The organism is Bradyrhizobium zhengyangense, assembly GCF_022012435.1.
GTDB classification, from domain to species: Bacteria; Pseudomonadota; Alphaproteobacteria; order Rhizobiales; family Xanthobacteraceae; genus Bradyrhizobium; species Bradyrhizobium zhengyangense.
In genome coordinates this window covers 175,734-192,309 of sequence record NZ_JAKLUA010000007.1, presented here as the reverse complement: position 1 = coordinate 192,309, position 16,576 = coordinate 175,734, and the positions used below count along the sequence as shown (strand labels likewise).

The 16,576-nt window shown below is 64.0% G+C and carries 19 protein-coding genes; 12 read left to right on the top strand and 7 right to left on the bottom strand.

The annotated features are described in order from the left end of the window. Positions 1-329 precede the first annotated feature (329 nt). Together L6637_RS22480 and proC are read left to right on the top strand one after the other, a co-directional pair. Positions 330-830, top strand: a complete 501-nt coding sequence (locus tag L6637_RS22480) for a type III secretion system chaperone family protein (protein WP_220006469.1) — start codon at positions 330-332, stop codon at positions 828-830. A 198-nt stretch (positions 831-1,028) separates the two neighbouring features. Next, on the top strand, positions 1,029-1,853 hold the full coding sequence (gene proC, locus L6637_RS22475; protein WP_237864479.1) for a pyrroline-5-carboxylate reductase: 825 nt from the start codon (positions 1,029-1,031) through the stop codon (positions 1,851-1,853). 122 nt (positions 1,854-1,975) lie between these two features. Here proC and L6637_RS22470 read toward each other — a convergent pair whose 3' ends face one another. The 4 genes from L6637_RS22470 to L6637_RS22455 form a co-directional block, all read right to left on the bottom strand. Continuing rightward, positions 1,976-2,368, bottom strand: coding sequence for a thioesterase family protein (locus L6637_RS22470; RefSeq protein WP_237864480.1), 393 nt, complete (start codon positions 2,366-2,368; stop codon positions 1,976-1,978). Positions 2,369-2,542: 174 nt separating this feature from the next. Further along, on the bottom strand, positions 2,543-2,746 hold the full coding sequence (locus L6637_RS22465; protein ID WP_008144861.1) for a tautomerase family protein: 204 nt from the start codon (positions 2,744-2,746) through the stop codon (positions 2,543-2,545). Positions 2,747-2,860: 114 nt separating this feature from the next. After that, the gene (gene hisS / locus L6637_RS22460) at positions 2,861-4,381 is read right to left on the bottom strand and encodes a histidine--tRNA ligase (RefSeq protein WP_237864481.1); all 1,521 of its coding nucleotides are present in this window, start codon (positions 4,379-4,381) and stop codon (positions 2,861-2,863) included. Positions 4,382-4,580: 199 nt separating this feature from the next. Beyond that, positions 4,581-5,663, bottom strand: a complete 1,083-nt coding sequence (locus tag L6637_RS22455) for a branched-chain amino acid aminotransferase (protein WP_237864482.1) — start codon at positions 5,661-5,663, stop codon at positions 4,581-4,583. A 339-nt stretch (positions 5,664-6,002) separates the two neighbouring features. Here L6637_RS22455 and L6637_RS22450 point away from each other — a divergent pair, with 339 nt between their 5' ends. The 3 genes from L6637_RS22450 to L6637_RS22440 are packed head-to-tail and all read left to right on the top strand — an operon-like array spanning position 6,003 to position 8,674. Further along, positions 6,003-6,542, top strand: coding sequence for a MarR family winged helix-turn-helix transcriptional regulator (locus L6637_RS22450; protein ID WP_237864483.1), 540 nt, complete (start codon positions 6,003-6,005; stop codon positions 6,540-6,542). After that, complete coding sequence (locus tag L6637_RS22445; protein WP_237864484.1) at positions 6,539-7,270, top strand: response regulator transcription factor; 732 nt, start codon at positions 6,539-6,541, stop codon at positions 7,268-7,270. The genes L6637_RS22450 and L6637_RS22445 overlap by 4 nt, the downstream gene beginning before the upstream one ends. Positions 7,271-7,288: 18 nt before the next feature. Then, positions 7,289-8,674: an ATP-binding protein gene (locus L6637_RS22440; protein ID WP_237871984.1), complete on the top strand. Its 1,386-nt coding sequence runs from the start codon at positions 7,289-7,291 to the stop codon at positions 8,672-8,674. A gap of 45 nt (positions 8,675-8,719) precedes the next feature. Here L6637_RS22440 and L6637_RS22435 read toward each other — a convergent pair whose 3' ends face one another. Both L6637_RS22435 and L6637_RS22430 read right to left on the bottom strand, forming a co-directional pair. Beyond that, positions 8,720-9,250 carry a DUF3617 domain-containing protein gene (locus L6637_RS22435; RefSeq protein WP_237864486.1) on the bottom strand — a complete coding sequence of 177 codons (531 nt, stop codon included), beginning with the start codon at positions 9,248-9,250 and terminating at the stop codon, positions 8,720-8,722. 70 nt (positions 9,251-9,320) lie between these two features. Then, complete coding sequence (locus tag L6637_RS22430) at positions 9,321-9,629, bottom strand: hypothetical protein (protein WP_237864487.1); 309 nt, start codon at positions 9,627-9,629, stop codon at positions 9,321-9,323. Between the two features lie 182 nt (positions 9,630-9,811). Between L6637_RS22430 and L6637_RS22425 the strand changes: the two genes are divergently transcribed. The 4 genes from L6637_RS22425 to L6637_RS22410 all read left to right on the top strand — a co-directional run bounded on the left by L6637_RS22425 (position 9,812) and on the right by L6637_RS22410 (position 12,580). After that, entirely contained in the window at positions 9,812-10,273 is a 462-nt protein-coding gene (locus L6637_RS22425; protein ID WP_237864488.1) for a hypothetical protein, read from the top strand. Between the two features lie 119 nt (positions 10,274-10,392). Beyond that, positions 10,393-11,091, top strand: coding sequence for a ribonuclease T2 family protein (locus L6637_RS22420; protein WP_237864489.1), 699 nt, complete (start codon positions 10,393-10,395; stop codon positions 11,089-11,091). A gap of 159 nt (positions 11,092-11,250) precedes the next feature. Continuing rightward, positions 11,251-12,111 carry a 23S rRNA (adenine(2030)-N(6))-methyltransferase RlmJ gene (locus L6637_RS22415; RefSeq protein ID WP_237864490.1) on the top strand — a complete coding sequence of 287 codons (861 nt, stop codon included), beginning with the start codon at positions 11,251-11,253 and terminating at the stop codon, positions 12,109-12,111. Positions 12,112-12,364: 253 nt separating this feature from the next. Next, positions 12,365-12,580, top strand: coding sequence for a cold-shock protein (locus L6637_RS22410; RefSeq protein ID WP_027534220.1), 216 nt, complete (start codon positions 12,365-12,367; stop codon positions 12,578-12,580). Between the two features lie 88 nt (positions 12,581-12,668). Here L6637_RS22410 and L6637_RS22405 read toward each other — a convergent pair whose 3' ends face one another. Continuing rightward, complete coding sequence (locus L6637_RS22405; RefSeq protein ID WP_237864491.1) at positions 12,669-13,292, bottom strand: outer membrane protein; 624 nt, start codon at positions 13,290-13,292, stop codon at positions 12,669-12,671. A 251-nt stretch (positions 13,293-13,543) separates the two neighbouring features. On the opposite strand from L6637_RS22405, the gene uvrC reads away from it, so the two are divergent. The 3 genes from uvrC to moaD all read left to right on the top strand — a co-directional run bounded on the left by uvrC (position 13,544) and on the right by moaD (position 16,575). Next, positions 13,544-15,616: an excinuclease ABC subunit UvrC gene (gene uvrC, locus L6637_RS22400; protein ID WP_237864492.1), complete on the top strand. Its 2,073-nt coding sequence runs from the start codon at positions 13,544-13,546 to the stop codon at positions 15,614-15,616. 93 nt (positions 15,617-15,709) lie between these two features. Further along, on the top strand, positions 15,710-16,327 hold the full coding sequence (gene pgsA, locus L6637_RS22395) for a CDP-diacylglycerol--glycerol-3-phosphate 3-phosphatidyltransferase (protein ID WP_212236107.1): 618 nt from the start codon (positions 15,710-15,712) through the stop codon (positions 16,325-16,327). Further along, positions 16,324-16,575, top strand: coding sequence for a molybdopterin converting factor subunit 1 (moaD, locus tag L6637_RS22390; RefSeq protein ID WP_237864493.1), 252 nt, complete (start codon positions 16,324-16,326; stop codon positions 16,573-16,575). Before pgsA ends, moaD begins: the two co-directional genes overlap by 4 nt. Position 16,576: the final 1 nt, after the last annotated feature.

Genomic DNA, 16,576 nt, shown 5'->3' with positions numbered 1-16,576 from the left:
TTCCGCAGCAAAAACCGCATGGTCCCATGCCGCCAGGGCGGTGCGGCCCTCGCGCAGTGGAATTAACGATTGGATTCCGGTTTGTTCTCAATCGTTAACAATTGTGGCCGAGATGAGCTGTGGACGAACGAGTCATGGCTTGTGGACGGACTCGCGACCCAGTTGCGCAGATTCCGCAAATCACATCAGTTGATCCGCGACAAGCCCGCGCTGGTCCCGGGATCGCAACAGCGACTCCCGGGGATCGCCTTAAGCGAAATTGAGGAAGCGCGCGCCGGACCAACCGCGTGCGTATCAAAGACAACAAGAAGGCAAGAGGTCGAGACGGCATGTCCCTGCTCGAAGGTACCATCGATTCCCGAAATCACCCGCTTGCGGTGGTCGAGGATATCGCTGCCAGCAACAACTGGCCGTTCGAACGCTCCGGCGAGGACGAGCTGACCATTGTCTCGAAGGGGCAATGGACTGACTACCAGATCTCCTTCACCTGGATGGGTGAAATCGAGGCACTGCATCTGGCCTGCGCTTTCGACATGAAGATTCCTGCCGCGCGACGGGGCGAGGTGCAGAAGCTCGTTGCTGCGGTCAACGAGCAATTGTGGATCGGCCATTTCGATCTCTGGACCAACACCGGCATGATCATGCACCGTCAGGCCCTGGTGCTGCCGGGTGGCCTCACCGCCTCGACCGCGCAATGCGAAGCCATGCTCGCCGGCGCGATCCACGCCTGCGAGCGCTACTTCCCGGCGTTCCAGTTCGTGGTGTGGGCGGGCAAGACCACAGCGCAGGCGATGGACGCGGCGATGTTCGATACGGTGGGCGAGGCGTAGGTCTCAAGAAGTGGGGGGCCGCAGCTCCCTCGCATCGTCCCGGCGAAGGCCGGGATCCATACTGCGTGATTCATCTTGTGGCACGCGGCTTGTTGCCAACGCCTTCGTCCACTAGAACCCCCTGTGGTTATGGGTCCCGGCCCCCCGTGCGCAATCGCGCACTAGGCCGGGACGACACCTTTTGTTTGGGTGACTACAGTGGCAAACAGCACTCTCCAAAATATCACCGGCACCATCCTGCTCGCCGGCGCCGGCAAGATGGGCGGCGCGATGCTGACCGGATGGCTGGCGGGCGGGCTCGATCCGGGCCGCATCGCCGTGGTCGAACCGCATCTCTCGCCTGAGATCACCGCGCTCGCCGCCAAGGGCGTTGCGCTCAATCCAGATGCGAAGGCAGCAGGCTTTGTTGATACGATGGTCGTCGCCGTGAAGCCGCAGATGTTTCGCGAGGCAGGCGCGAAGCTGAAATCATTCGTCTCGGACAAGACGTCGGTGGTCTCGATCATGGCGGGAACCACGATCGCCGCGCTCGAAGAGGTTTGCGGCGGCGCCGTGGTGCGCGCGATGCCGAACACACCGGCCGCGATCGGCCGCGGCATCACGGTCGCGGTCGCTGCAAAGAACGTCAGCGCCGCACAGCGCGCGGTCGCCGATGCATTGCTGCGCGCCACCGGCTCGGTCGAGTGGGTCGAAGATGAAAGCCTGATGGATGCGGTGACCGCCGTCTCCGGCTCCGGGCCCGCTTATGTATTCCTGCTCGCCGAAGAGCTTGCGCGGGCCGGCGTGGAGGCGGGATTGCCGGAAGCGCTGGCGACCAAGCTCGCGCGCGAGACGGTCGCCGGCTCCGGCGAGCTGCTGCACCAGTCGGATCTTCCCTCCGCGACGCTGCGCCAGAACGTCACCTCGCCCGGCGGCACCACGGCTGCCGCCCTCGGCGTGCTGATGGGCGAGCCCGGCTTGCGCGATCTGATGATCCGCGCCATCGCGGCCGCGACAAAGCGATCGAAGGAGCTCGCGAAGTAAGCAGGTGCGGTAGGGTGGGCAAAGGCGCAAAGCGCCGTGCCCACCATTCCTTTGTGGTGGATAAAGATCGTGGGCACGCTTCGCTTTGCCCACCCTACGGCACTACAGCATCGCGCCCTTGGCTAAGCCCCGAGCCGCTTGTTGAACATCTCGACGTTGACGAGCCCGCGCGCATGGCGGCCTTCGCCGAGCTTGCGCGCGCCTTCGAACGCTTCGACCTCGAAACGGATCACGCGGCGCTCGACTGCGATCACTTTCGCCGTCGTCCGCACCGTCGCGCCGACGAGGGCGGCCGCGAGATGGCGGATGTCGACCTCGGTACCGACAGTGACCCAGCCCGGCTGGAGCGCTGAGCGGATCGCATCGCCCGACGTCATCTCCATTTCCAGGATCATCATCGGGGTCGCATAGACCATCGGCATGCCGGGCACGAAATGCCCGACCGTGCGCTCGGCCGGCACCACCAGCGTACGCTCGGCGCTCATGCCGATCTGGATGAAATCGCGTGCGTCCATCGTGCCTCACACACGGTGTCGTCCCGGACAAGCGAAGCGCCGATCCGGGACCCATAGCCGCAGCATTAGTTTTGCTAAGACTCGGAGTTACCAGCGCCCCCACAACCACTCCCTGCGGCTATGGGTCCCGGCTTTCGCCGGGACGACGGCGGTGAATGCCGTGCTAGCGCCAGCTTACTTCTTCGCCGCGGCTGCGCGTTCCACGAACGTCTTGCCGCCCTTCATCTTGTGGCGGAGCGGGGCTTCGTTGATCTGGATGACGACGGCATCGGCGTCGACGCCGAGATTCTTCACCAGTGCCTGCGTGATGTCGCGCATCATGCCGGCCTTCTGCTCGTCGGTGCGGCCTTCGGCCATGCTGACGGTAATCTCAGGCATTATCTTCTCCCTGCTGTCGCGATGACCAGGCACACCCCGGTCGTTCTGAAGGTGCGCATCAAACAGGACTGACATGCCCGGGACAAGCCCGGGCATGTCGGCGTTCGCGAATGGCTAGCCCCAGCTCACGTCATGGCGCGCGAGGACCTCGCGCACTCTTGAAACGAGATCGGCCTCGCTACAGGAGAACTGCGCTGGCCGCGTCTCGCGCCATTCCTGGTTGGAGGCGATCGCGGCGGCCGCTTTCGCGCCCTCGACGAGATCCTTGATCTGGAGCTCGCCGCGCGCCTTTTCATCCGAGCCCTGGATGATCACGCAAGGTGAGTTGCGGCGATCGGCATATTTGAGCTGGTTGCCCATGTTCTTGGGATTGCCGAGATAGAGCTCGGCGCGGATGCCGGCGGAGCGCAAGCTTGCGACCATCTTCTGGTAGTCGGCGACGCGATCTCGGTCGAACACGGTGACGACGACGGGCCCGACTTCGGGCCGCGTGTCGAGCTTGCCGAGCAACGTCAGCGCGGCCTGCAGCCGCGACACGCCAATCGAGAAACCGGTCGCCGGCACCGGCTCGCCGCGGAAGCGGGAGACGAGACCGTCATAACGACCACCGCCACCGACGGAGCCGAAGCGCACGGGCCGACCCTTCTCGTCCTTGGTATCGAGCAGAAGTTCGACTTCGTATACGGGGCCGGTGTAATATTCGAGGCCGCGCACGACGGACGGATCGATCTTGATCCGATCCGCGCCGTAGCCGGACGCTGTGACAAGCTTGGCAATCTCTTCCAGCTCGCTGACGCCGGCTTGACCGGTCTCGCTCTTGGCCAGGTAGGTTTCCGCCGCAGCGATGGCTTCTTTCCAATCCTCGCGCGGCTTGGTGATAGCGAGAACGACGTCAGCCTCCGCCGCGCTGAGATTGGCGCCCTTAGTGAAGTCGCCCTTGCCTTCTTCGCCACCATCCCATCGTCCGGGACCGAGCAGCTTGCGCACTTCGTCAGCGGAAAATTTGTCGAGCTTGTCGATCGCGCGCAGCACGGTCAGGCGGCGCGCCGCATTCTCCTCACCCGCCAGCCCGATGGCTTCGAGAACGCCGTCGAGGACCTTGCGGTTGTTGACCTTCACCACATACTGGCCGCGCGCAACGCCGAGCGCTTCCATCGTGTCCGCTGCCATCATGCAGATCTCGGCATCCGCCGCGGGCGTTGCCGAGCCGACCGTATCGGCGTCAAACTGCATGAACTGACGGAAGCGGCCCGGGCCGGGCTTCTCGTTGCGGAAGACGTAGCCGACGCGGTAGCTGCGGTACGGCAGGACCAGACCGTCGGTGCCGTAGCGCTCGCCGACATAGCGCGCCAGCGGCGCGGTCAGGTCGTAGCGGAGCGAAATCCACTGCTCGTCATCGTCCTGGAACGAGAACACGCCTTCATTCGGGCGATCCTGATCGGGCAGGAACTTGCCGAGCGCGTCGGTGTACTCCATCGCCGGCGTCTCCACCGGCTCGAAGCCGTAGAGCTCGTAGACGGCGCGGATCTTCTCGACCATCTCGCGCGTCGCCCGGATCGCGGCAGGGTCGCGATCCTCGAGCCCGCGCGGCAGCCGCGCCTTCAGTTTCTGGGGTTTTTTGGGTTTTTCGGCCATGCGGGCGTTTACCAGCCGACGCGCGATGCGGCAACCGGAGTGTTCTTCACCTCGCCCCGCTTGCGGGGAGAGGTCGGTCGCGAAGCGACCGGGTGAGGGGGGGAGTCTCCGCGGACTCAGATCTCTCGAACTCGTGGTGAGAGCCCCTCACCCCACCCTCTCCCTGCAAGAGCGGGGCGAGGGAGTGAGAGATGAAGGCTCAAAACACCTTGCGGATCCAGTTGTGCGGATCGTTGGTGCGACCGTACTGGATATCGACGAGCTGCTTGCGCAGGCCCATCGCGACGGGACCGGCGGCGCCGCCCGAGATCTCGAAATCGCCGCTGACCGAGCGCACCTTGCCGATCGGCGAGATCACGGCCGCGGTGCCGCAGGCGAACGCTTCCTTCAGCTTTCCGCTAGCCGCATCCTTGCGCCATTGCTCCAGCGAATACGGCTCCTCGCGGACCGTCTTTCCGGCATCACGGGCGAGCGCGATGATGGAGTCGCGGGTGATGCCGGGCAGGATGGTGCCGAGCGGCGGCGTCGAGAGCGAGCCGTCGTCGAACACGAAGAACACATTCATGCCGCCGAGCTCCTCGATGTAGCGGCGCTCGACCGCATCGAGGAACACGACCTGATCACAGCCATGCTGGATCGCTTCGGCCTGCGCGCGCAGGCTCGCCGCATAATTACCGCCGCACTTGACGGCGCCGGTGCCGCCGACCGCGGCGCGGGTGTAATTCTCCGAGACCCAGATCGAAACCGGCGCGGGCCCGCCCTTGAAATAGGAGCCGACGGGCGAAGCGATCACCGCAAAGATGTATTCGGAGGATGGCTTGACGCCGAGGAAGGTCTCGCTCGCGATCATGAAGGGCCGCAGATAAAGGCTGCCCTCGCCGCCCGGCATCCAGGCGCGATCGATGCGCACGACCTGCTCGACCGCCTCGATGAAGACGTCTTCCGGCAATTGCGCCATCGCCATGCGGTCGGCCGAATCCTTGAAGCGGCGCGCATTGGCGTCGGGGCGGAACAGGTTCACGCCGCCGTCGTCGCGCTTGTAGGCCTTCAGACCTTCGAAAATTTCCTGGGCGTAGTGCAGCACCGCGCCCGCCGGATCGATCTGGAAGTTCGCGCGCGCCTCGACCTTCGCCTCGTACCAGCCACCCTTGGCCTGGTTGTAGCGGACCACAGCCATGTGATCGGTGAAGACACGTCCGAAGCCGGGGTCCACCAGCTTGGCGACCCGGTCCTTCTCGGGTGTCGGATTGGATGCGGGCTGGATGTCGAATTTCATGCTCATGTCCTTGCCTCCCGCTGCCGGTGGCGGCGCTGTTCTGGCGCCGGCCGCCCCTGTTCGGGCCCGGCTGGCTTGATGTGGTTTCTGGCCGAACCACCGCCAGCCTTGTTACGGCCGGTTTCCGTGGCCAGCATGTCCTTCGAGGACATGCTTTTGCGGAAGGCGGAAGTCCAGTATGTTTTGCCGAAATGCCGCTCGACAATCGCACGGTAGATCTGTTCCGGCCGTCGTCGCCTGTCCGGCTTCTCTCCGGCCGCTGTTAGGAATGCCACCCGATGCGAAACGATTTAAAATTTCGTGCGGGCTGATGGTTTTGTAACATTGAACCCAAGATACGTCAATATGCCTGACATAAATTTCGCGACTCCCTCTCAAGACGTTGCCGAGCCACGGCCGGCGGCAGGTGAAGGAGGCAATTTGCGCTGGGATATCATCGAGCTGCTGTTCTTCGCCTATCGCGATTTCGTCGGCGATCCCGACCAGGAGCTGGAGGCTTTCGGCTTCGGCCGGGCTCATCACCGGGTCATGCACTTCGTCTATCGCTATCCAGGACTGAAGGTCGCCGACCTGCTCGACGTCCTGCGCATCACAAAACAGTCGCTCGGCCGGGTGCTCAAGCAGCTGCTGGACGAGGGCTACATCGTGCAGAAGACCGGCGACAACGACCGCCGCCAGCGCCTGCTCTACGCCACGCCCAAGGGCGAGGCGCTGGTGCAGAAGCTCGCCGGCCTCCAGACCACGCGGATCACCAAGGCGCTCGCCGAGATGGCGCCTGATGATGCCGAGACCGTCAAGCGCTTCCTGCGCGCGATGATCGACCGCGACGATCCGGACAAGGTGCTGGAGACGATCTTCGCCGCCAATCAAGAGTCAAAGGAGTGACCGTGCCGCTTGCTGCTACGCTCGCCCGCCCGCCGGCGCAACCGGCCGACGATGCCCCGCACCTGCTGCTGGTCGACGACGATCGCCGCATCCGCGATCTCCTCTCGCGCTTTCTCGCGGCCGAGGGTTATCGCGTCACCACCGCCGCCAGCGCGGGCGATGCCCGCGCCAAACTGCTCGGACTGCATTTCGACCTGCTGATCCTGGACGTGATGATGCCCGGCGAAACCGGCTTCGATCTCGCCCGGTTCATCCGCACATCGTCCTCGGTGCCGATTTTGATGCTGACGGCGCGGCACGAAGCCGAGGCCCGCATCGAGGGCTTGCAGATCGGCGCTGACGATTATGTCGCAAAGCCGTTCGAGCCGCGCGAGCTGGCGCTGCGCATCAACAACATCCTCAAGCGCGCCGCGCCGCCGGTCCAGGCCGCGGCGGTGGAGAAGATCGCGTTCGGCACGTACGTCTATCACCTGGATCGCGGCGAGTTGCGCCAGGGCGAGGAGGTCATCCATCTTACCGACCGCGAGCGCGAGATGCTGCGCATTCTCTCGGAGACGCCAGGCGAGACCGTGCCGCGCAGCGCGCTCACGGGCAATGGCAGCGTCAACGAGCGCGCCGTTGACGTGCAGATCAACCGCCTCAGGCGCAAGATCGAGACCGATCCCGCCAATCCACTGTTCCTGCAAGCGGTGCGCGGCATCGGCTACCGGCTGGTCGCCTCGCCATAGTCAAGTGAAGCGCGCGAGATGAGCACGATCGACACCGGCCTGACGCTACTCCGAAGCGCCGCCGGGCGCGTCTCTGCCGCCAATGGCTGGATGGGCAACGCGTTCAAGGGCTGGATGCCGACCGGCCTCTATGCGCGCGCATTGCTGATCATGATCGTACCGATGGTGATCCTGCAGACCGTGGTCGCCTTCGTGTTCATGGAGCGGCACTGGAACACGGTGACACGGCGGCTGTCGGCCGCAGTGGTGCAGGACATCGCCGCGCTGATCGACGTTTACAAGAGCTATCCGCAGGACAAGGACCGCGCGCAGCTCAAGAGCATCGGGCAGCGGTTGCAATTGGTGGTCGATTTCCTGCCCCCCGGCGACATGCCGCCACCGGGACCCAAGCCGTTCTTCTCGCTGCTCGACCAAACGTTGTCGGTGCAACTCGGCCAAAAGATCGGACGCTCGTTCTGGATCGACACGGTCGGCCGTTCCAACCTCGTCGAGATCCGCATCCAGCTCGACGATGCCGTGATGCGCGTGTTCGCACAGCGCAGCGCGGCCTATGCCTCGAACTCGGAGATCTTCCTGTTCTGGATGGTCGGCACGTCCTCGATCCTGCTGATCGTGTCAGTGCTGTTCCTGCGCAACCAGATCAAGCCGATCCTGCGGCTTGCGGACGCCGCGGAAAGTTTCGGCAAGGGCCGCGAGGCGCCGAACTTCAGGCCGCGCGGCGCGCGCGAGGTGCGACGCGCGGCGGGCGCCTTCCTCGAGATGAAGTCGCGCATCGAACGCGCGATGGAGCAGCGCACAGCGATGCTCGCCGGCGTCAGCCACGATCTGCGCACGATCCTGACCCGCTTCAAGCTCGAACTGGAGCTGATCGGCGACAGTCCCGAACTCGAGGGCATGCGCAGGGACGTCGACGAGATGTCGATGATGCTGGAGGATTACCTCGCCTTTGCCCGCGGCGATTCCGGCGAGCAGTCGCAACCGACCGACATGGCGCAGGCGCTCGAGGAATTGCGCAGCGACGCCGAACGCCACGGTCACACCGCGACCGTGACATTCACTGGGCTGCCCGTGGTGACGGTGAAGCCGGCCTCGTTCAAGCGATGCCTCGCCAACCTCGTCACCAATGCCGCGCGCTACGGCAAGGCCATCGCCATTTCCGGCCAGCGCGATCATCGCTATCTGACCGTCACGGTCGACGACGACGGCCCCGGCATTCCCACCCATTTGCGCGAAGAAGTGTTCAAGCCATTCCTCCGCCTGGACAACGCCCGCAACCAGGACGAAGGCGGCACGGGCCTCGGGCTCGCGATCGCCCGCGACATTGCCCGCTCCCATGGCGGCGACATCACGCTGGGTGACAGTCCGATGGGTGGGTTACGCGCGAGCGTGAGAATACCGGTGTAGGAGGGTTCCTTTCCTTCCCCCCTTGTGGGAGAGGGTGAAGCGAACTCACTTCGGCAGCAGCGCCTTCAACTTGTCGACGTCGCGCACGTTCATCTTGAAGCCGCCGGGCATCACGATGTCGCCGGGCTTCTGGTCGGGCTTGCAGGCGCCGAGCCATTTCGCTTCCAGCGTCATGGTGGTGTCGCGCCCGGCAGTACCGGCGACGCCGCCCTGGGCATGCGACGAAGTCTTCACGGTGTAGGCCGAATTGAAATCCCCGGTGATCTCGGCATGCGAGGTCGTGGACATGCCGGCGACGCTGCATTCGGAATCGCTGACATAGCCGGTGGCCGTCTTCTTGATGTCCTGCTTGGAGCAGACCTGCTTGGCCATCGGCGAGACGTTGTTGTTCATCTCCTTGTCGACGGCCTCATCGGTGCAATGCTGCATGGTCATCTCCGGCATCGCAGAGCCTGATCTGACCATCTTCATTTCCCAGAGACCGGCCTTGCGCACCGGCAGATCGTCGGCAAAGGCGCCACTCGCCGACACCGCGAGGCAAACGGCTGATCCGAGCAAAGCGAGCTTGCGCGTCATGCGAGAGACTCCCGGGCTGAAATGGCCTAGCTTTTTCTTTGGCGTGACCTTGTCGGCGTTCCGAAATGCCTCAATAGAGCGTGCGGATCGGCCGGTCGGCGGCGCCATAGGGCACCCAGCGGCAGGAGAATGAGATGTAGCCGCCCTCATAGGCCTGCACCGCGAGGAATTTCACCACCTTGCCGTAGCGCGCGCAGTGATCGACCGCGACCTGGCGCGCATCGACCTGCGTCGCCATCGAATAGGCGATGATGCCGCCGGTGTCGTTGCCCTTGAACGGCGGCACCGGCAGGAGGTCGGCGCGCGCCGACTGGCTCGCCATCATACCCGAGACAAAAACCAGGCTGGCAAGAAGGCCCGCGGCCGCAATGATTCGCATTCCCGTCACTCCGATTGGTTGGCAACAGTTTACGGTGCCCGCGCAGCGGTGAAAAGAACGGAAGGCCTGTCGGCAGCGACGTTGTGATCAACTCCTGGCCAAGTGTTGCCGCGCTGCACTTGACCTCCCCCGCCCTTCGCGGCACCGTCCGGTCCTCACAGATCATGCTGTCTGGATTGCCCATGCGCGCCCCCTCCCCGAAATCGCTCCGCTTTGCCGCCGTTCTCGGCCTCGTGTTCGGGGCGCTGTCGCTCGGTCAGGCCAAGGCGGCCAATCCGCTGGAGCTGAACTTCTGGCTGAGCGGGCCGCGTTACGACGGCAATGTCGCCGAATGCGACAAGGCACTGCCGACGATCTCGACCCAGTTCTGGGAGAAGGAAAGCTCGTTCTGGAATTCGCCGCTGCAGATCACGGGCTTCGCAAACGTTCACGAGACCGCCTTCCGCCCCTGGGCATCGGACAACATTCCGCGCCGCTACTGCACCGGCGAGGCCATGCTCACTGACGGCAAGATGCGCCGGGTGCACTTCTCGATCATCGAGGATGGCGGCTTTGCCGGCTACGGCCAGGGCGTCGAATGGTGCGTGGTCGGGCTCGACCGCAACTGGGCCTACAATCCGTCCTGCCGCGCCGCAAAGCCCTGAGTCGAAGCGCCTGATTCGGGCCGATCCAGCGACCTGCGCGTCGGTCGCTCGAAATTTGTTCTTGAAATGTTCTTGATGGCTGCTAGGCTGATTGCACAGTCTAGTTGAGAGGCGTCTCCATGTTTCATTTTAGATTGCAATCGATCTCCCGTCTCGTGATCTCGCTGACCTTTGCCGGGCTGATCTCGCTGGGCGGCGGCGCCAACGCGCAGGACAAGCGGCAGAACGCGCCCGGCGAATTCGACTTCTATGTGCTATCATTGTCGTGGTCGCCGTCGTTCTGCGAGGAAGCGGCCGAGCGCGGTCGCAGTGGCGGGCGTTCGAACATCCAGTGCGAGGGACGGCCCTATTCCTTTGTGGTGCACGGGCTGTGGCCGCAATATGAGAGCGGCTTTCCGGAATATTGCCAGCGGCCGTCACCGCGGCTGAACCGTAACATCGTCTCCTCGATGCTGGATTTGATGCCGGCGCCAGGCCTGATCTTCAACGAGTGGGACAAGCATGGCACCTGCTCCGGGCTCGACGGCCGCAACTATTTCGAGACGATCCGCAAAGCCCGCGCCGTGATCAAGATTCCGGTCGAATATCTTGACCTGTCGCAGGCCAAGACCGTCGCGCCTGGCGAGGTCGAAGAAGCCTTCATCAAGGCCAATCCGGGCCTGAGCAACGCAGCCGTCTCGGTCACCTGCAACCGGACGAGGCTCTCCGAGGTTCGCATCTGCCTCAGCAAGGACCTGCAATTCCGCGCCTGCGAGGAGCTCGAACGCCACAGCTGTCGCCGCGACCAGGTGACCATGCCGCCAATCAGGGGCGGTTAGTTCCGTCATCGCGAGCCACCGGGTCCGCGTGTAGCGCGGTCCGATGACAGGCTCCGCGAAGCAATCCAGACTGCCGCCGCGGTTGGATTCTGGATTGCTTCGCTGCGCTCGCAATGACAAGGGGTTAGGATCGCGCCAGAACAACGTAGTCCTAATCTCATGAACTACCGCCACGCCTTTCACGCCGGCAACTTCGCCGATGTCATCAAGCACATCGTGCTGGCGCGCATCCTCACTTATTTGCAGGACAAGCCGGCCGCCTTCCGGGTCATCGACACCCATGCGGGTGCTGGCCTCTATGATCTCGACAGCGACGAGGCGCGCCGCAGCGGCGAGTGGCTGACCGGGATCGCGCGACTGCTGCAGGCGCGCCTCTCAAACGAGACAGTGGCGCTGACCAAGCCCTATCTGGACATCGTGCGCGCCTTCAATCCGAAGGGCGAGCTCAAGGCTTATCCGGGCTCGCCCCTGATCGCCCGTGGCCTGATGCGGCCGCAGGACCGGCTCGTGGCCTGCGAGCTGGAGCCGAAGGCGCGCAAGGCGCTGATCGATGTGCTGCGGCGCGACGAACAGGCGCGCGTGGTCGATCTCGACGGCTGGATGGCGCTGCCGGCTTTCGTGCCGCCGAAGGAGCGGCGCGGACTCGTGCTGATCGACCCGCCCTTCGAGGCGAAAGACGAGTTCGAAAGTCTGGGCGAGGCCTTCTCCACCGCCTTCGCGAAATGGCCGACCGGTATCTATGTAATCTGGTACCCTGCCAAATCCAGGCGCGCCACCGACGCGCTGGCGCAGCTCGTGGCACGCACCGCAGCGGCAGCAAAGACTCCGGGAAAATGTCTTCGCCTCGAATTCAGCGTCGCGCCGCAGCTTGATGGTGCGGCCCTCACCTCGGCCGGACTTCTGATCGTCAATCCGCCCTACACGCTGCAAGGCGAGCTCAAGACGATCCTGCCCGAGCTGGAAATGCCGCTCGGCCAAGGTGGGGCTGCCAGATTCCGATTGGAGATACCGCGCCCGTAACACTCCGGCATTCTTGGGAAAAATATGCAGGAGCGGTAGTCAATCTGCAAAGAACCGTATTATGCTGTTTCCGTGACTGGCTTTACGTTCCGCTTCCGCGAATGGTTGCGGCGGAGTGAAGGCCTAAGAAAGATCCCGGTCGGACCGATGGGTCCGCCTAAGGATGGCCAGCTCTCCCGGGCTTCGTAACGCCCGGTCATGTCGCGGCGCGCGTCTGCGTTGCGACGGAGGAGCAATGAGGGGGAGTTTCCCGATGGCCAATACGGGAACGGTCAAGTTCTTCAACGGCGAGCGCGGCTATGGCTTCATCAAGCCGGACGATGGCGGTCGCGATGTCTTCGTTCACATCACAGCAGTGGAGCGGGCGGGACTGAAGGACCTTGCCGAAGGACAGCGTATCACGTTCGAAGTCGAACCGGACAAGAAGGGGAAGGGGCCGAAGGCGGTCAATCTCGTGATCCTATCGTAGCGGACCTGCCCCAAAAAAACCTGACGCAAAAAAAGTCCCGGCCGCGAGCGGCCGGGAGGCTTCAGTCCGGTATTTTCTTATTTCGCTATCAGAAGTGATAATTCACGCCTGCGCGCACAACGCTGGCGCTATAGCCATTTGAGACGCCTGTAATCGCGAACTGACTCGACGATAGGTCGATGTAGAGATATTCGAGCTTCGCGCTCCAGTTCGGCGCAAGGCCGACTTCCGCGCCGACGCCGGCGGTCCAGCCCGCCGTCGTGTGCGACTCCGTCCAGCCGAAAGTCTGCGCGCGCAGCTCACCGAAGGAGAGGCCGGCGGTGCCGTAGACCAGAACGTTGCTGAAGGCATAGCCGGCGCGGCCGCGCAGCGTGCCGAACCAGGGATTGGAAAACTTCCACGGCGCAAAGGTGTCATCGGCACCCGCGGCCTGGATGTCGCCCTCGACGCCGAACACCCACGGGCCGTTCTGGAAATTGTAGCCCGCCTGCGCGCCGCCGACGAAGCCGGAGGGCTTTGCGGGATTGTTGCTCACCGAGCCCCATTCGTAGCCGAGATTGGCGCCGATATACGGGCCGGCCCAGCTATAGGCATTGAGCGGCTGATTGACCGTATAGGGCGCACGCTGCCCGTAATTGAGATCGGCGGCCCCTGCCGAAGCCGTCCAGGCGGCTGCAACCAACGCGGCTGCGCCTACAACGAGCCTCTTCATTCCACACTCCAACGCAACTGCCGTAACCGGTGCGATGCCCGCACCGCCGCGCCAGGCCAAACCGCTTGGTTACGGAACCACCACTTTATCGCGTAAGATTTATCGAGAGTTTTAAGTTAAAGGGCTGTTAAGACCCGTTACCGCGCTGTTAACAGACTTAAGGAAGCGTTACCGGGGACTGCACGCGCCATCCTGTGCGTGCGGTACGGCCGGAACTTCAAATCGGCCCTCCCAGCGCCTAAATTCGCACCATGGTTCACGATTCCTCCGACAAGCCGGGCGACGCACGCGCGCGCAAATCGCGGCAAGCCGCGACCGACGCCCCACCCCAGGAGACGGCGCCGCCGGACCTCGATCCCGCCACCAGCGGTGGCGACGATGAGGACGATGCGCGGCTGCCCGACATTCTCGAGGAAAGCGGCGCGATCGGCGAAGAGCCGCTGGCGTCAGGTCACGAGGCGATCGAGCGCGCCGTCCGGCTGGCACCCACCTCGCCCGGCGTCTATCGCATGCTCAGTGCGAACGCCGACGTGCTCTATGTCGGCAAGGCCAAGAACGTCAAAAAGCGCCTCTCAAACTATGCGCGCCAGAGCGCGCCGCTGCCGGCGCGCATCCTGCGCATGATCGCGGCCACGGTGACCGTGGAGATCGTCTCGACCACGACCGAGACCGAGGCGCTGCTGCTGGAAGCCAATCTGATCAAGCAGCTGCGGCCGCGCTTCAACGTGCAGCTGCGCGACGACAAATCGTTTCCCTATATCCTGATCACCGGCGACCATTGGGCTCCGCAAATTCTCAAGCATCGCGGCGCGCAGACCCGCCCCGGGCGCTATTTCGGCCCGTTCGCCTCCGCCGGTGCAGTCAACCGCACCATCACCGCACTTCAGCGCGCGTTCCTGATCCGCTCCTGCACGGACTCGTTCTTCGAGAGCCGCACCCGGCCCTGCCTGCTCTACCAGATCCGCCGCTGTGCCGGCCCCTGCACCCGCGAGATCGATTTCGGCGGCTATGCGACGCTGGTGCGCGAAGCCACCGACTTCCTCTCCGGCAAGAGCCATGCCGTGAAGCAGGAGCTTGCCGCGGAGATGGAGAAAGCCTCAGGCGAGCTCGAGTTCGAGAGCGCGGCGCTCTATCGCGACCGCCTCGCTGCGCTATCGGCGATCCAGTCGCAGCAGGGCATCAATCCGCGCACGGTCGAGGAAGCCGACGTGTTCGCCATCCACCAGGAGGGCGGCTTCTCCTGCGTCGAAGTGTTCTTCTTCCGCACCGGGCAGAACTGGGGCAACCGCGCTTATTTTCCGCGCGCCGAGAAGACCTATACGCCTGAGGAGGTGCTCGGGTCCTTCCTCGCCCAGTTCTACGACGACAAGCCGCCGCCGAAGACCATCCTGCTCTCGCACGAGATCGAAGAGAGCGACCTGCTCGCCAACGCGCTGTCGATCAAGGCCGGCCACAAGGTCGAGGTCATCGCGCCCAAGCGCGGCGAGAAGAAGGAGCTCGTCACCCACGCGCTGACTAATGCGCGCGAGGCGCTCGGCCGCAAGCTCGCCGATACTGCAACCCAGAGCCGCCTGCTCGACGCCATGGCTGCGACGCTGAACCTGCCGCATGCGCCCAAGCGCATCGAGGTCTACGACAACAGCCACATCCAGGGTACCAACGCGGTCGGCGCGATGATCGTCGCCGGCCCGGATGGTTTCGTGAAGAACCAGTACCGCAAGTTCAACATCAAGTCGGAAGGGATCACCCCGGGCGACGACTTCGCCATGATGCGCGAGGTGCTGGAGCGCCGCTTCAAGCGCCTGATCAACCCGCCCGAAGAGGGTGCGACCAAGGACAGCAACAAGGCCAAGGACGATGATTTCCCGCAATGGCCCGATCTCGTGATCATCGACGGCGGCCGTGGCCAGCTCAATGCCGTCAGGGAGATATTTGCCAATCTCGGCCTGACCCAGGTCTCGCTGATGTCGGTCGCCAAGGGTCCGGACCGTGACGCCGGCCGCGAGACCCTGTTCATGCCGGAGCGCGAGGCGATCAAGCTGGAGCCGCGCGACCCGGTGCTCTATTTCATCCAGCGCCTGCGGGACGAGGCCCACCGTTTCGTCATCGGCTCGCACCGCAAGCTGCGCAAGAAGGACATCCGCGAGGCCGGTTTGCAGGAGATTCCGGGCATCGGCCCGTCACGCAAACGGGCCTTGCTGCACCATTTCGGAACCCTGAAGGAGATCGAACGGGCCTCGATCGCCGATCTTGGCAAGGTTCCTGGGGTGAGCGCCGAGAGCGCCCGCAGGATATTCGACTATTTCCATCCCCAGCCGGGGTGAACTAAAGGGGCTGTAGTCATATGGTCGTCGCATCCTGTACCCCAATGGGGACGGACGGTTGACCTTCAGGCTTGAGCGGTATTGGTAGGACGGATGAACATCGCCACGACACGAGGGACGACCAGCCGCGCGATGTCCCTCCCGAACATCCTGACCTATGGCCGGATCGCTGCGATCCCGGTCGTGGTCGGATGCATCTATGCGCAATCGATCATGGACTATCCGTTGTGGCTGCGCTGGGTCGCGGTCGCGATCTTCATCGGCGCCGCGGTCACGGATTATCTCGACGGCTATTATGCCCGGATCTGGAATCAGCAATCGGCATTTGGCCGGATGCTCGACCCGATCGCCGACAAGCTGCTGGTCGCCTCCTGCCTCCTCATGCTGGCCGCCGACGGCATCATCCATGGCTGGTCGCTGTGGGCCGCCATCGTGATCCTGTGCCGCGAGATCCTGGTCTCGGGCCTGCGCGAATATCTGGCGGCGCTGCGCGTCAGCGTGCCCGTGACCAAGCTCGCCAAGTGGAAGACCACCGTTCAGCTCGTCGCCATCGGTTTCCTGCTCGCCGGTCCCGCGGGTGACGAGGTCGTCTCCGTGGTCTCGCTGATCGGCCTCGTCCTGCTATGGGCCTCGGCGATCCTGACGATGTACACGGGCTACGATTATTTCCGCGCCGGCATCCACCACCTCATCAAGGAGGATGAGGGATGAAGGTGAAGTATTTTGCCTGGGTGCGCGAGCGCGTCGGAAAGGCCGAGGAAATCATCGAGCCGCCCGCGACCGTGCGCACCGTCGAGGAGCTGATCGCCTGGCTCTCCGCGAGAAGCGAGGCCTATGCGTATGCCTTCGAGAAGCCGAAGGTGATCCGCACCGCGATCGACCACGCCCACGTCAAGGCGGACGCTGCCATCGCCGGCGCCCGCGAGATCGCGTTCTTCCCGCCGATGACCGGCGGCTAGG